Origin of the sequence: Stenoxybacter acetivorans DSM 19021, assembly GCF_000745895.1 — a bacterium.
GTDB lineage: Bacteria > Pseudomonadota > Gammaproteobacteria > Burkholderiales > Neisseriaceae > Stenoxybacter > Stenoxybacter acetivorans.
In genome coordinates, this window is record NZ_JQKE01000064.1 from 1 (window position 1) to 15,748 (window position 15,748).

Annotated in this window: 13 protein-coding genes and 1 pseudogene; 4 read left to right on the plus strand and 10 right to left on the minus strand. The window is 46.4% G+C overall.

Going from position 1 to position 15,748, the window contains the following annotated elements:
- Positions 1-146 precede the first annotated feature (146 nt).
- From Q384_RS08960 to Q384_RS08970, 3 genes are all read left to right on the plus strand, one after another.
- The gene (locus tag Q384_RS08960; RefSeq protein WP_037587284.1) at positions 147-1,355 is read left to right on the plus strand and encodes an AAA family ATPase; all 1,209 of its coding nucleotides are present in this window, start codon (positions 147-149) and stop codon (positions 1,353-1,355) included.
- Positions 1,356-1,393: 38 nt separating this feature from the next.
- Positions 1,394-2,029 carry a DUF4276 family protein gene (locus Q384_RS08965; protein WP_051940797.1) on the plus strand — a complete coding sequence of 212 codons (636 nt, stop codon included), beginning with the start codon at positions 1,394-1,396 and terminating at the stop codon, positions 2,027-2,029.
- Positions 2,030-2,288: 259 nt separating this feature from the next.
- Positions 2,289-3,077, plus strand: a complete 789-nt coding sequence (locus Q384_RS08970; RefSeq protein ID WP_037587297.1) for an MOSC domain-containing protein — start codon at positions 2,289-2,291, stop codon at positions 3,075-3,077.
- 171 nt (positions 3,078-3,248) lie between these two features.
- Here the strand turns inward: Q384_RS08970 and Q384_RS08975 are convergent, their stop codons facing one another.
- From Q384_RS08975 to Q384_RS09025, 10 genes are all read right to left on the minus strand, one after another.
- Positions 3,249-3,845, minus strand: coding sequence for a beta-class carbonic anhydrase (locus Q384_RS08975; protein ID WP_037587286.1), 597 nt, complete (start codon positions 3,843-3,845; stop codon positions 3,249-3,251).
- A gap of 98 nt (positions 3,846-3,943) precedes the next feature.
- Positions 3,944-5,245 (minus strand): NCS2 family permease, encoded by a 1,302-nt coding sequence (locus Q384_RS08980; protein ID WP_037587287.1) that lies wholly within the window; start codon positions 5,243-5,245, stop codon positions 3,944-3,946.
- A gap of 108 nt (positions 5,246-5,353) precedes the next feature.
- Positions 5,354-6,367: a tryptophan--tRNA ligase gene (gene trpS / locus Q384_RS08985; RefSeq protein ID WP_037587288.1), complete on the minus strand. Its 1,014-nt coding sequence runs from the start codon at positions 6,365-6,367 to the stop codon at positions 5,354-5,356.
- Positions 6,368-6,555: 188 nt separating this feature from the next.
- Positions 6,556-7,629, minus strand: a complete 1,074-nt coding sequence (locus Q384_RS08990) for a TdeIII family type II restriction endonuclease (RefSeq protein ID WP_037587289.1) — start codon at positions 7,627-7,629, stop codon at positions 6,556-6,558.
- 13 nt (positions 7,630-7,642) lie between these two features.
- Complete coding sequence (locus Q384_RS08995; RefSeq protein ID WP_037587290.1) at positions 7,643-9,226, minus strand: DNA methyltransferase; 1,584 nt, start codon at positions 9,224-9,226, stop codon at positions 7,643-7,645.
- Positions 9,227-9,373: 147 nt separating this feature from the next.
- Positions 9,374-11,215, minus strand: coding sequence for a glutamine--fructose-6-phosphate transaminase (isomerizing) (glmS, locus tag Q384_RS09000; RefSeq protein ID WP_037587291.1), 1,842 nt, complete (start codon positions 11,213-11,215; stop codon positions 9,374-9,376).
- Between the two features lie 281 nt (positions 11,216-11,496).
- Positions 11,497-12,108, minus strand: a complete 612-nt coding sequence (locus Q384_RS09010) for a hypothetical protein (RefSeq protein WP_037587294.1) — start codon at positions 12,106-12,108, stop codon at positions 11,497-11,499.
- A gap of 101 nt (positions 12,109-12,209) precedes the next feature.
- Positions 12,210-13,589, minus strand: coding sequence for a bifunctional UDP-N-acetylglucosamine diphosphorylase/glucosamine-1-phosphate N-acetyltransferase GlmU (gene glmU / locus Q384_RS09015; RefSeq protein WP_037587299.1), 1,380 nt, complete (start codon positions 13,587-13,589; stop codon positions 12,210-12,212).
- A gap of 99 nt (positions 13,590-13,688) precedes the next feature.
- On the minus strand, positions 13,689-13,949 hold the full coding sequence (locus Q384_RS09020) for a hypothetical protein (RefSeq protein WP_051940800.1): 261 nt from the start codon (positions 13,947-13,949) through the stop codon (positions 13,689-13,691).
- Positions 13,950-13,972: 23 nt separating this feature from the next.
- A complete protein-coding gene (locus tag Q384_RS09025; protein WP_037587295.1) occupies positions 13,973-15,403 on the minus strand; it encodes a phosphoethanolamine transferase in 1,431 nt (476 codons plus the stop codon).
- A gap of 53 nt (positions 15,404-15,456) precedes the next feature.
- Here Q384_RS09025 and Q384_RS09030 point away from each other — a divergent pair.
- Positions 15,457-15,748 (plus strand): annotated as a pseudogene (locus Q384_RS09030) (IS481 family transposase); the annotation flags it as partial.

Here is a 15,748-nt window from a genome sequence, read left to right on the forward strand (position 1 = left end):
GGCATTAAAGTACAGCGATTACTGGCGGCTACCTCTGATAATTACCGTGAGCAACTACTGAAACTGTGTTAAATCTTTCATGCGATTGCCCTGGTGATTACAATGGGCAGGTCTAAACAACAGCCGCTTTGTGTGAGCCGATAACAATGGAAACCAATAATAGAGACAAACAAATCAGCCGTTTGGTACTGCGCGGCTTTAAATCCATTGCCGAATGCGATATTGAATTGCGCCCTTTAAATATCTTGATTGGTACGAATGGTGCGGGCAAATCGAATTTTATTGGTTTTTTTAAATTACTCAACCGCTTATTGAAACGAGAATTGCAGTTGGCAGTGGCAGAAATGGGCGGGGCAGATGCGTTGTTACATTTTGGTAGGAAAAAAACGGAAATATTATCAGGGAAAATTGATTTTTATGGGGAGCGTTATTTTATTGACGACTATCAATATGAATTTTCTTTAAAACCAACACAAAAAAATGATTTAAGGTTGAAAGAAGTAATACCACTTAATAATGGTTTACAACTAGGAAATGGGGGCTATGAAACAAAGTTGTTGTGTGAAAATGGTCTGAATTTTGACAACTGGACAGAAGACGATTATGCATATTATGCAAATCCTTCTGACTATGAAGAATATATATTACATACCTATTTTGTTAAAGAGAGATTAAATTTCTTTTTATACGATATGCGCACAATCATGCAAAGCTGGCGTATCTACCATTTTCACGACACCAGCCCTGATGCCCGCGTCAAACAACGCAACAACATCAACGACAATGAATACCTGCGCGAAGATGCCCGCAATTTAGCTGCATTTTTGTATCGCATCAAGCAAACCCACCCGCAGCATTACCGCCAAATTGTCAAAACCATTCAATTGGTTGCCCCGTTTTTTGGTGATTTTCATTTGCGCCCGAGCGTGGGCAATGCTGGATATATTCAATTGGAATGGACAGAGGCGGGCGATGATGAACCGTGGACTGCCAGCCGACTATCCGACGGCACTTTACGTTTTATCTGTTTGGCAACGGCATTATTGCAACCGCCCGAACTCGCTCCCGCCACCATGTTGATTGACGAACCCGAATTGGGCTTGCACCCATTTGCCATTTCGGTATTGGCAGAATTAATTCATTCGGCTTCACTCAGCCAACAGCTGATTATTGCTACCCAATCGGTGGAATTGGTGAATGAGTTTGATGCTGAAGATTTGATTGTGGTGGATCGTGAAAATCAGGCTTCGGTATTGCGCCGTTTGGACAGTGAAGCCTTAAAAGATTGGTTGGCAGACTATGGCTTGGGCGAATTGTGGTTGAAAAATGTATTGGGCGGAAGGCAGTCGTCATGACCCAAGTGTGTATTTTGGTGGAGGGGTAAACCGAAGAAGTGTTTATCAATAAGTTGTTGAAGCCTGTTTATCAACCCAGAGGTTTGTATTTAAAACCATTGTTGGTCGAAACCAGCAAAGGACATCGCGGCGGGGTGGTGAATTACCAAAAAATTAAAACCCAAATCATTTATGCCTGTAATAACGCTAAAAATGATTACGTGTCCACTCTGTTTGATTTATACAGGCTGCCTGAAAATTTTCCGGGCAAGTCTGCTGCCGAATATGCCCGTTTGCGCGGCGGACATGAGAAAGCAGTATATCTGGAACGATGTTTGTCTGAAGACATTGGCTCGCGCAAATTGATTGCCAATTTAATGGTGCATGAATTTGAAGCCTTATTGTTTGTGCAACCCGAATGCTTTCGCGATGAACATTTGGTTACGCCTAAAGTCATCAAACAACTGCTTGCCGAAAAAGCCAATAACGCCCCCGAAGAGATTAATGATGGCGCGGAAACCGCACCCTCAAAACGAATTATCAAAGCCTTCCCGCCTTATAAACGTGGAAAACTTGGATACAGCAGTTTAATTGCCCCAAAAATTGGCTTAGAAGCCATGCGTCAAACCTGTCCGCATTTTAACGGCAGGTTGGCGCGATTTGATGAATTGGCAAATCTTGCAAGATATAGCTAAACTATTAAATTTTTCAAAATGACTAGCCAGAAAAATTATGGCTAATTATCTGAAATCTGCTGAATAGGCTATGTTTTTTTTGAAAAAAATAATAGTATAGCTATAAATTGAGCTTTATGGTTTGTTGTGGAATGCAGAGACGAATAATTATCCGTCTCGTCCTTAACAGAACCGATTATTTAAAGAGAAGATGCGCAATCGTGCGTTTCTGCGGGCAATGCCCTTTACAAACACCATGCATCAATCAAAGGAAACCACCATGCAAATCACCGCCCTAAACTACTACCCCGTTAAATCCATGCGCGGAATTGGTGCGTGGGAATTAACTGTTACCCCGCGCGGATTTGAGCAGGATCGTATTTGGCTGTTGGCTGATGAAACGGGCAAGTTTATCACCGCGCGCACAGTACCGAAGCTGGTGTTGTGGGACGCGCTGCCGACGGCAACGGGTTTGTGCCTGAAAAGCCCGCAAGGCGAGGAGTGGCAAGTGAATGCGGCGGATTACACCTTGCCGCATGAAGTAACGGTGTGGAAAGACCATTTCACGGCTTATCGCGGCGCGGCAGAAACGGATCACTGGTTAAGCGAGCAGCTGGGCATGGCTTGCCGCTTGGTGTATTTGGGTGCGCATTCGGCACGGCGGCTGGCGCATGATAATCATGAATTGAGTTTTGCCGACGGCGCACCGTATTTACTCACCAACACCGCTTCTTTGGATAAGCTAAATCAACAATTGGATAAAGCCGTGGATATGCGCCGCTTTCGTGCCAATATTGTGGTAAACGGTGATGTGGCTTATGCAGAAGATAATTGGCGGCGTATTCGTATTGGCGAATGCGAATTTGAAAATTTTAAACCGTGCAGCCGTTGCGTATTGACCACCGTTGATCCCGATACCGGTATTAAAGATGAACAGCAGCAACCGCTGGCAACATTGGCAAAAACGCGGAAATCCGAACATGGGGTGTGTTTCGGCGTGAATTTAGCGTTGATTCGCGGCGGCACGGTGCGGGTGGGTGATGCGGTGGAAGTGATTGCCGTGATGTAATGTTTTGGGCGATGAAATCAATTCTTTAAAAACATCAAAGCATCGCTGTTTTTTGTATCTGAACCAATTTGAAAAAACAGCTTACGGTGAGGGCTGAAAACAAAGCAATAATTGCATCAGATCTTTTTTTATCAGCGCGGTTTTACAGCAGCATCAACAAGCGGCAGCGTGTTATTGTGCCGCTTCTTTGCTGTGTGTTTTTTGATTTGGCTGATAGCCGTCAACCACCATGCTGAGTTTGCCGGTGGTTGGGTGAATCACCAAGCCGTGTACCGGAATATTGTCGGGCATCAGCGGGTGTTTGCGTATCATTTCCACTGAATGGCGCACACTGTCTTCAACCCGTTCAAATCCGGTCAGCCAGCTGTTCAAGTCAATACCGGCGTTGCGCAGGGTTTCGATGCGCTCATCGCTGATGCCCGCTTGGCGCATTTTGTTCAGCATCTCTTCGGCACTCAAACCGCGCATACCGCAATCATGATGTGAAATAACCATGATTTCGTTTACTTGCAATTCAAACACCGCCACCAGCAACGAGCGCATGACTGAACCCCAAGGGTGGGTAACCATTGCACCGGCGTTTTTAATCAGCTTGGCATCGCCGTTTTTTAAGCCCAAAGCACGCGGCAATAAGTCCAAAATCCGCGCATCCATGCACGATAAAATGGCTAAATGGCGGCTGGGGTATTTATCGGTAAAAAATTGAATGTATTCTTTGGATTTTACAAACTCTTGATTGTATTCCAGTATTTCGCTAATCACAGACATATATGTTTCTTTCGCACTGTAATATTGACTGCTATTCTAAAGCATTTCAGGCAGCCGTAAGGGCTGCCTGAAAGATTAGAAGATTGTGTACAAAGTGATTATGCGCCCATTAAGGCAAATTTCAATGCCCACAGTGCGGCAATAATCCAAATCATATACGGCACTTCGCGGGCTTTACCGCAAGCCAATTTAATCACGGCGTAGCTGATGAAGCCCATGGCGATGCCGTTGGCAATGGAATAGCTAAACGGCATAAACACGGCAGTGAGGAACGCGGGCGCGGCTTCGGTGATGTCATGCCAATCGATTTCCGCCAAGCCGCGTATCATCAATACGCCCACATAGAGCAAGGCGGGCGCGGTGGCGTAAGAGGGAACGCTCTCTGCCAGCGGCGAAAACCACAAACCCAAGATAAACAGCAAGGCGACTACCACAGCCGTTAAACCGGTTCTGCCGCCAGCCGCTACGCCCGAAGCGGATTCGATGTACGCCGTGGTTGATGAAGTACCCAATGTTGCACCCACCACAATCGCGGTGGAATCGGCGAACAAGGCTTTTTTCAAGCGCGGCAATTTGCCGTCCACCATTAAGCCGGCGCGATGGGTTACGCCCACCAAGGTGCCGGTGCTGTCGAATAAATCAACAAAGAAAAACACAAAAATCACGCCCACCATGCCGGCGGTGAATAAATCTTTAAAATCCAGTGCCATAAACGTGGGTGCGAGTGAGGGAATCGAGCCGATAACGCCGTGAAATTGGTTCATGCCCAATACGGAGGCGAGGAAAGTAACCGCCAGAATACTGATGATAATCGCGCCGCGCACTCGGTAATAATCCAAAACCACAATCAGAAAAAAGCCCAAAAATGCCATTAAGGCTTGCGGGGTGCGCACATCACCCAAACCGACATAAGTGGCGGGGTTGGCAACGACAATACCGGCGGTTTTCAGCGCGATTAACGCCAAAAATAAGCCGATGCCCGCAGAAATCGACATTTTCAAAGACATGGGCAAGGCGTTGATAATCGCTTCACGAATTTTCATAAAGCTCAATGCCACAAACAATATCCCCGACACAAACACCGCACCAAGCGCAATTTCCCACGGCACACCCATGCCTTTAACCACGGCATAAGTAAAATAGGCGTTTAAGCCCATGCCCGGCGCCAGTGCAATCGGATAATTGGCAATCAAACCCATCATCAAACAGCCGATGGCCGCGGCAATACAGGTAGCCACAAACACCGCGCCGTATTCCATGCCCGCTTCCGACAAAATCGTGGGATTGACTACGATAATATAACTCATGGTGAGAAAGGTGGTTAAACCCGCCAATACTTCCGTGCGCACGCTGCTGCCGTTTTCACGGATTTTGAAGAAATTATCTAGAAAAGCGTTCATGTGTTGTTCCCTTATGGTTGACAATTTTGTTTAAAAATTATATTTCAATTTGATGCACCCAAAATGGTTTTCAGGCAGCCTGAAATGGTTTTGCTGCGGTGTTTTGCCTTATCCGCGTAAACGGCGTATGCCCACAGCATCGCGCACTTCGTCTAATAAAACACGGGCGCGAGCACGGGCTTTTTGTGCACCGGCTTGTAAAATCGCTTCGATTTCGGCAGGGTGGCTCATCAACGCCCAATAGCGGTCGCGTTTGTCTGCCAGCTCTGCATTGATTTTGGCAGCGAGCATTTTTTTGGCATCACCCCATGCCAAACCTTCAGCCAGCTTTTGGGTGAATTCAACGGCTTCGTTTTCATTGGCAAAGGCTTTGTAAATTTCAAACAGCGGACTTTCGTCAGGCAGTTTGGGTTCGCCGGGTTCTTTGAGATTGGTGATGATTTTATTAACTGATTTTTGTAATTTTTTTTCATCATCAAATAAGGCGATGGTGTTGCCATAGCTTTTGCTCATCTTGCGCCCGTCCAAACCCACCAAGGTTTCGACTTTGTCATCAATTTGTGCTTCGGGCAGAGTAAACAAATTTTTAAAGCGGTGATTAAAGCGTCCGGCAATATCGCGCGCCATTTCCAAATGCTGAATCTGATCGCGCCCAACGGGTACATAATGGGCGTTAAACATCAAAATATCGGCAGCCATCAGTATGGGATAGCTGTATAAGCCCATTTCTACGGCGTGGTCTTCGTCTGCCAAGCCATTGTCAATGTTCTCCTGCACCGCGGCTTTATAGGCATGGGCGCGGTTCATTAAACCTTTGGCTGTGATGCAGGTCAAAATCCAATTGAGCTCCTGAATTTCGGGAATATCGGATTGACGGTAAAACGTGGTGCGCTCGGGGTCTAAGCCGCAAGCAAGCCATGTTGCTGCCACGGCTTGGGTGGATTCATGAATGCGGTTAGGGTCGTGGCATTTAATCAAGCCGTGGTAATCCGCCAAAAAGAAAAACGATTCCATTTCGGGATTGGCGGCAGCGGCAATCGCAGGGCGAATCGCGCCGACGTAATTGCCTAAGTGGGGAATGCCGGTGGTGGTTACACCGGTTAAAACACGTTTTCCGGTCATAAAAGTTTCCGTGAAAAAAGCGGTACAGTTCCGCTTAAAAAATAGTTTCAGGCAGCCTGAGGTGTTTATTGGGGCGGATAATATCTGCCCCTTAAATTGCTGTGATTTCGTTCTGATAATTTTACGTTTATTTGGGCAATAACGGTAAAACGGTATGCTACTCAAGTAAGTTATTTAGATGAAATAAGCTATTTTTTGCGAACGGAGGAATTCAATAAATCATGTAATTGTGTATAGCGGTCCCATTGATATTTTCCTTCTGAATTAAATATGGTTTTGTGATAAATTCTTTGTAAAGATGCTTGTTCGTTCAAACGGTTTTGCAACTGACTATTCTGTACAATCAATTGATGCTCCGAGTATAAAAACCATTTTTGTAATTGTGCTGCGTATGCCGGATTATCGCGCTGACTGTTGTCTTGCAATAAGTGAAATTTATCCAAGAAATCGGTGGTGGCAATGCGGTTGATGATGTCCAAAATTGCTTGCATGGTATTGTTTGAGCCGGATAAAAAATCCCATAATTCGCCCGCCAGCAGTACTTCAGCTGGATCACAAAATTTATGGGCGTTTACAATTGAGTTTAAGAAGCGGGTTTTGTCGTGTGCAACAACACTTTCATTTTTGGGATTAACCGTGGGGTCAAACGGAAAACCAAAGAAAAAATGGATTTTTTTATTGGGAAAGGCGTGAAATAAGGCGGCTTTGCCTTCTAAAATTTTCTGTTTCTCACCTTTAATACCGCCGGAATTGGGCTTTACTGTTTTTAATTCAATCGCTACTACTGAGTCATGGTCTTGGTAAAAAACATCGGCAGAAAAATCATCGGCATCAATTTTGGCAGTTTCATCAAAGCGTAAGATTTGTTGGTTTTCTTGGGATAAATTCGGTTGTTGTTTACCGTTGCTTAGGTCGGTGATGATGCGGGTAATGCTGTCTTTTTGTTGTTGTGAAAGCTGTAAATTACCTAATTTTTTGGAAGTGTATTCGCGTTTTTCGCCATTACTGATGATGTGGGCAACGTTTTCAAAAAAAGACTGCCCTAAAGTGGTGTTTAAGCCATGCTGCCAGCTGGCAAGACTAATGAATATGGGAATATTAGCAACACTGTGTTCCAATTTGTCGGCAAATGCCTGCAAAAATGCTTCATGAAATGGTGCATTACGATTGTGTTCGGCATCTTCAGGAAAAGTATCAAATCTAGATTTTAAGGTTTTGATGACTTCCAGCGCGATTTTTTCTTGTTGTTGTGGATTTAACATCCTATTTTCCCTGCTATCGTTCACGTAAATAAAAGATCGTTTCCGAATAAGCATTTTTGTCTTTTTCGGTGCGGTTTAATACAGGGCGGTGGAATTGTTCCGCGATTGTCATGCCTGCTTGTTCGGCAATGCTGGGGTATAGCCCATATTTATCGTTTGCCACCAAAAATACGTGGTAATCATCTGCCAAAAAGCGTTTGCAATTATTCAACACTGCCGCAATGCCTGTCACATAACTGGCTTGTGCTTCTTTGCCTTGTCCTTTAAACAAGGGACCAATTTCCAAATCATCGCGGCGTGGGAAGCCGAATAAGTCGTAAGCGTAGGCATGTTGCTCGTGGTAGTCAATCAAGCCAACATAGGGAGGAGAAGAAAAAATGCCTTGGATTTTTTGTTGTTGTAGTAAAGCGGCAAAATCAGGCTGTATTGCTTGCATGGCAGCCGCAATATCTATTTGGCGGCTGTCGCCAGTCAAACAGTATTGGCTGGTGTTGGTGCGTAAATGTGCAAATTGCTGCAAGCGTTTGATGCTGTCTTTACGGTAGCTGTTCCACCATTTTAAAATTGAAAACAAGGGTTTGCAGATTTTACCGTGTTTTTTGCAATAGTAAGTAGTGGTAACGGGTTCTAACAAAGTGGCTAAATCGGCATGGGTGGTGGCGCGGCAGCTGCGTATGGTGCGGCTTAAAATCAGGCTGATGATGTTGCGGGTGCTGGGTTTGCGAATGCTTTGAATTTCGGCAAACACCAGTTCAATTTCTTGACGAATATGTGCGGTATACCATTTATCTAAAAAGCCATTATCCGTAGTTTGGCGCAATTGAATCTGAAATTGAGCGACTAAGTTTTGGTAAATTGGTAAAAATCGCGCTTCTTGCTCGGCGGCATAGCTTTTTTCAGCAATTTCTTTGCGGCGGATGCGGTATTTGTAATCGGGCACAGGGAAATACTGAAGATTAAATTGATACAACTCATTCAATAGGGCTTGTTCAAACGCGGTGATGTTGGTACTGGCAATAAAGGCTTCTAATTTTTGGGTGATGCGGCGCAATTCGGTATCAATATCGGCAATATCGTAATGAGCCACTTTGCCGTTTGCCAGCAGGGCATTAAAAGCAGACACATCAATGCCCACGGCATGAATACCCAATTCATTGGCTTGTATCATGGTAGTGCCGCTGCCTGAAAATGGGTCTAAAACAATATCGCCTTTGTGAAAATACACTTGCTGTTTAAAGTGATCGGTGTGGCTGTCTAAAAAATATTCTACTAATTGCGGAATAAACTTGCCTTTATATGGGTGCAGCCGGTGGACGTGTTTGGTGGTTTCGGCTTCTTTGTATTGCTCAAACGACAATGCCCAATTTAAATCTTCACCCAAATGCTGCTTGAATTGACTCTCACGGTTGTTGTAATGTTGGTCGTAATAGGTTTGTAAATCTGTTTGAGCGATTTGAGTTGAGCCGTTATCACTGTATTTTTTTACTCTGCCATATTGAATTAAATAGCTAATATTTGATGTGCTGATATTTTTGCCTAAATAGGCAGTTGCCCATTGGCTGGCTTCTTTGATGCTGAGTAAAGGTGAGTGGATCATGGCTATGGTTCAGGAAAAGGTTTTCAGGCAGCCTGTATCTAAAAAAAACAGTTTATAATTGCCAAATAAAGCAGGCTGCCTGAAAAATAGTCTGTATTCAATCAAATTATCATCAATATGAGGCGGCTGAAGTGCTGCCCTGCAACATCACTCCACCGTTACCGATTTTGCCAAATTGCGCGGCTTGTCCACATCTGTGCCGCGTGCCAAAGCGGTGTGGTATGACAAGAGCTGCACCGGTATGGTGTGTACAATCGGCGACAGAATGCCGGCGTGGCGCGGGGTGCGTATTACGTTTACGCCGCTGCTTTCGTGAAATTCGCTGTCTAAGTCGGTGAATACGAATAATTCACCGCCGCGGGCGGCAACTTCCTGCATATTGGCTTTGACTTTTTCCAGCAAACTGTCATTGGGCGCAATCACGACGACAGGCATATTGTTGTCCACCAATGCCAACGGGCCGTGTTTGAGTTCCCCTGCGGGGTAGGCTTCGGCATGGATATAGGTGATTTCTTTGAGTTTGAGCGCGCCTTCAAGTGCAATCGGATAATGAATGCCGCGCCCCAAAAACAGGGCATCGTTTTTGGCGGCAAATCGGTTTGCCCAAGCAACAATCTGCGGCTCTAAATTCAGAACATGTTGCACGCTGCCGGGCAGCAGGCGCAGTTCATTGGTGTAATCGTCGGCTTGCGCATCGCTGACCAAACCGCGCAGTTTGCCCAGTGTAACCGTTAAGCCGAACAATGCCACCAGCTGTGTGGTAAACGCTTTGGTGGACGCAACGCCGATTTCCGCACCGGCGCGGGTGTACAACACCAATTCGCTTTCGCGGGGCAGGGCGGATTCCATCACGTTGCAAATCGACAGGCTGTGCCGATGTCCCAAGGATTTGGCGTACTTCAATGCTTCCATGGTGTCCAGCGTTTCGCCGGATTGGGAAATGGTGATGATGAGTTGTTTGGGGTCAGCAATCACGTTGCGGTAGCGGTATTCGCTGGCAATTTCCACGTCTGTGGGCATTTTTGCGATGTCTTCCAACCAGTATTTGGCAGTGAGCGCGGCATAATATGATGTGCCGCATGCCAGAATTTTAATGCTGTGTATGTCTTGAAATACTTCGGCGGCGTGTTCGCCGAAATTTTCTGCGGCAAAACCGCCGAGTAAAAATACTTCGGCTGTGTCGCCAATGGCTTTGGGCTGTTCGTGAATTTCTTTTTGCATGAAATGGCTGTAGGGACCCAGTTCCAAAGAAGCCAGCGACAGTGCAGACATTTTGACATCGCGCTTGGTGTTGATGCCGTTTTTGTCAATGAGTTTGTCGATGCCGTGTGCGGATAATCGGGCGATGTCGCCGTCTTCCAAAAACACCACGCGGCGGGTAAATGCAATAACGGCGGAAACATCGGAGGCGATAAAAGTATCGTCTTCGCCCAGTGCGATTAATAGCGGGCAACCCATGCGGGCGGCAACTAAGGTATCGGGGCAGTCGTTGGCAATTACGCCGATGGCATAGGCTCCCTGAAAACGCGCGCAAGCGGCGGATACGGCGGCAAATAAATCTTGATTGCCGTTTTGGGTGTATTCGCGGTGGATACTGTGGGCGATGACTTCGGTATCGGTTTGTGAATGAAACACATAGCCCAATTCTTGCAAACGGGTGCGCTCGGCTTCAAAGTTTTCGATGATGCCGTTGTGAACCACGGCGATTAAATCACCCGACATATGCGGGTGGGCATTGGGTTCGGTTACACCGCCGTGGGTCGCCCAGCGCGTATGCCCAATGCCGATTAAACCATTTAAACCTGCTGCCTGCGCGGCTTTTTCCATGAGTTTCACCCGCCCGACGCGGCGCACACGTTCAATGTTGCCAGCGGTTTTTACGGCAATACCGGCAGAATCGTAGCCGCGATATTCCAGCCGCGCTAAGCCTTGAGTCAGAAAATCAACGACATTATTTTTGGCACGCACCGCGCCGACAATACCGCACATGGTTATTCCTTTTTTACTTTTATACTGTCCATGCAGACAGTTTTATTTGCTTCGTTTGTTTCAGGCTGCTTGTATCTGCCGTTATCATGGAGAAAAAATATCGGCACGGCAATCCATGCTGTTAATGTGTTTCGCCGTAAACAATCAATTGAAACCATAAATTGCCGAGCCTTGTCCGCAATAATCAGTATTTCTAAGTTATTTTTAAAAATATCAATGGTTATCTGATGCACTTATCTGCATACAGGTTACTTCTGTATTGACGCAAGCGTTCAGAAAATTTATGGGCATGTTAATTTTTTCGGTTCAGTCAAAGGCTCGAATAATGCTTGTTGCGGGTCGGTAATATCGACCACTTCTAAAGTACACACTCTGCCTTGGGTTAATGATTGCACTTCGTAATCATGCCCTGCTTGTGGGATAAATGAGCCGCCTTTACGGCAATTTCTTTCCGTCATCGTGGTGGTGGTTTTGATTTTTCGTTGAAAATCGATAACGACTGATTCGTTAGTCAAGCCCAAGAAATGTGAACTGACGTTAATCGGTTTGTCGGCGGGAATCACGTATTCCCGATAAAGTGCTTTGGATAAGATGCCGTTTTGTTCGGCAATGGCACGGGAATAATCGGTTTGGGCGATGCCGATGCTGTGGCTGTCGGCAGTGCCGGCAAATGAGCCAAGCGCATCGGAAAAACTGCCGCCGGTATTGACTTTCTTGGGTTTATTGCCTTGACAGAAAAACATGATTGCCGGTTTTTGGTTTTGACCATATAAACGAATGCGTGCCTGTGTTTGCGGGTTGTATGCTGCGGTTTCCATAATGGGGGCGTTGTTGCCGGCACATGCGCTGAGCAATAAAGCGGCGGCACTGCACAGTAATAAAATCTTTTTCATTTTCAGTATCCTTTTGTGAGTTGAGTGATAGTGATACATGGGTAAAGAATCAAATTTGCGTCTGGTTCAACGCAATATTTCATTGGGGCGCAATAATGGAATTACGACGATTTTTTATCCTCTTTTTCAGGGCGAACCCAATTTTCTAAGGTGGTTTGGCGGGCGCGGGTCAGAGTGAGCTTATTCGGCGGACAATCTTTGCCGATGGCACTGCCCGCACCAGTGGTGGCGCGGTCGCCGATGGTTACAGGGGCAATCAGCATGTTGCCTGAACCAATGCGCACTTCGTTGCCGATAATGGTTTGGTGTTTATTCACGCCGTCGTAGTTGCAGGTAATTGTGCCTGCGCCGATGTTGCTGCGTTCGCCCACTTGAGCATCGCCCAGATAGCTTAAATGGTTGGCTTTGCTGCCGCGTCCCAAAGTGCTGTTTTTGATTTCGACAAAATTACCGACATGCACTTCGTCGCCCAGTTTGGCGTTTGGGCGCAAACGGGCATAAGGACCAATGCGGGCATGGCTGCCCACTTGGCAATTTTCCAAATGTGAAAATGGTGCTATGTGTGTTTCCGCGCCAATCACGGTATTTTTAATCACGCAATTTGCGCCGATTTGTACACCGTCGCCCAATATGACGTTACCTTCACACACAACATTAACGTCAATAATCACATCTTGCCCGTGCTGCAAAGTGCCGCGCAAATCAAAACGCATTGGGTCGCGCAGGGTTATGCCTGCTGTCAGCAAGGCTTGCGCTTGTTCTTGCTGTAAAATCCGTTCCAATTCAGCCAGCTGTACTTTATTGTTTACGCCCGCTGCCAAGTGGCTTGCGCGAACGGGCAGGGGGTGAACGCCGATGCCATCTTGCCGCGCCAAGGCAATCACATCGGTTAAATAATATTCGCCTTGCGCGTTATTGCTTTGCAGGGCGTCAAGCCACTGCGGCAGTTTGGCGTTGGGTAAGACAAAAATGCCAGTATTGGTTTCTTTGATGGCTTTTTGTGTGGCACTCGCATCTTTTTCTTCAATAATGGCGGCAACTTCACCGCCATCATCGCGAATAATGCGTCCGTAGCCTGTGGGGTTGTCCAATACATCAGTGAGCAAACCCACTTCTTTATCGGTAGTATCCAAGAGTTGGCGCAAAGTGCCGCTGTCAATCAACGGCACATCGCCGTACAGCACCAAGGTACGTCCTTGCGCCGATAAATGCGGTAAAGCAGTTTTAACGGCATGGCCTGTGCCCAATTGTTCGGCTTGCTCCACCCACTGCACATCTGTGTGAATCCGTTTGCGCACAAGCTCTTTGCCGTGTCCGATGACGACACAAATGCGCTCGGGGTTTAATGTTTGTGCGGTGTGAATAACCCGCGCCAACATGCTGATGCCGCCGATTTCGTGCAGCACTTTCGGCAGCTGCGAATACATGCGCGTGCCTTTACCGGCGGCGAGAATAACAATATTTAATGGAGATTCAGACATAATCAATTGAGACATTCTATGGTTGGTTTCAGGCTGCCTGAAAAGATGTACTGTTCAAAACCATGATTTTTCAGGCAGTCTTCGGACAATCATTGCTGTTTAACGAACCTGTGTGTCTTGCCAGTGAATGTTATTTGGCATGGGTTCGCCATCGCGGTTTTCTTGCGGCGGCAGCGCGTGCGGTACAGGGCGCATGTTGTTGTAGCGTTGGTCATGAGAATAAGTGCCGTCTTCGTAGTACACGCGTGTGCCGGCTTCGTATTTCGGGCGCAATCCGGTGTGTCCTTGTTCGTTTTGGTAGGTTTCCCAAGTACAAGCGGTCAGTGTCAGCAAGGCACAGAGCAGGGGTAGGGCACGCATGAAAGTATTCTCCAAGGGAGGGGTTAAAGCCCTTTCTTTTCCCAAAAACGGTTATTTTTATCTTTGGGTGTGGGCAAATTTTCAAAATTGTAAACTGCATAATCGGAGTGTAAGATTTTATCATCAAATGTGGTGTCTGTATTCAGGCGCAAGCCCATCATTTGCAGCAATAAATATTTCACTGATTCGTTGCTGAATTGTCCGCTGCGTTTGCGGTATTGCTCCCATTGTTCGCACCAATACGGGTCGGCAGATTTGAGCAACAGGGGAACGCGGTATTGTTCATAACCGCCGAATGTTGAGCCGTGTTCAACGCCGCCGCCTTCATCAACCAAAATTTCGCCGTGATCCGAGGTGTACAGCAACACGTATTCCGGCAAATGCTGATTGGCTAAATCCATAATGCCTTGCAGCACGCGATCGGTGTGGTGAACGCTTAAATCATAAGAATCTGCATTGGGTAAAGCGGCTTGGTCGGTTTTGTCGTGCCGATAGGGTGCATGGCTGCCGGTGAGATGCAGCACATACAACGTCTGTTGTATTTGCGGCTGCCTGAATAATTGTGCCAATTGTGGCAGTAAATCCAAATCATCGCTTGGGCGGAAAGCCTGTTGCTGTGTGGTGTAATCCGGTGTGATAACGGTATATGCTGATTTGGCGAGGGGTCCGTAGGTGGAGGAAAACAGTGTTTGTATCTCTTGTGCACCCAGCCAAGCGGTGGCATAGCCCCGTTCTTTGGCTAAGTCAATGATGTTTTTGTCAGTATAAGCTCTGCCGAAATTTTCCGGTTCGGCAAACGACAAAATTGGCGGCAATGCGGTGCGCGTCATGTTGGACATGGAATGAGCAGGTGATTTAACGCATAGCTCATTGCCAATGCGGTTGAGATTTGGGGTGGTATCCTGAGCTTGATAACCATACACGCCGTGTCTTTTGGGATTGGCGGATTCACCGATAACAACAATGATGTGCTTCACCGCCGGATTTCCCGTTTCAGCCAAAAACGGCGGGGTTTGTCTGGTTAATGAAGATTCGAGATTGGATATTTTTTTAGAGTGAAAAATATAAAAATAATCACCCAAAACCAAGGGCAATCTTTGCCTGATGTTGTGTGCAAAGTAGTTATCCAAGCGATCAATTTGATTGATGATTTTAAATCCGGGGTTGTTTTGGGAAAATTGTACCATTCGTTGTTGATGGCGGTATTGCCGCGCTTCCAAAGATAACCAAAACACCGCTACTGGCAGCAGCCACAGTAAACTCCATTTGGGACGGCGAACGGCGTTGATAAAAAGCAAATACGTCAATAACAAACCACTCGCCACTGCGATGATGATGACGATGATTTTCGCCCGCAGAAATGCCAGTGCTTCGGCAGAATTGGTGTTTAAAATCGCGTCTAAAATACCGTCGCTGAAATCACCATAACGCAACAGCAAATACGTTTCAAACATGATTGTGTAAGAATTCCTAGCGTTGTTTACAGTATTTATAGGAAAATACTGTAATGAATATTCATAAAAGAACCCGTTTACTGCCCTATCAGCGTCAAGAAATTTGGCGGCTTTATACAGAAGAAAATGTCCGCGTTTCTGATTTGGCGGCTACCTATTGCGTCAGCAGACCCACCATCTATAAAGTCTTGAAAGAAGCGCGGTTACAGGTATTCGTGCCTAAAAACAGCACTAACCGCCGCTTCAAACAAGTTCGTTACGGCATGAAGCGTTTGGCAAAAGTAGAAAAAGCCATTCAAGACAAGCTCAAAGCGCAGGCGCAGCGGTACAATAAAACTTATCCCG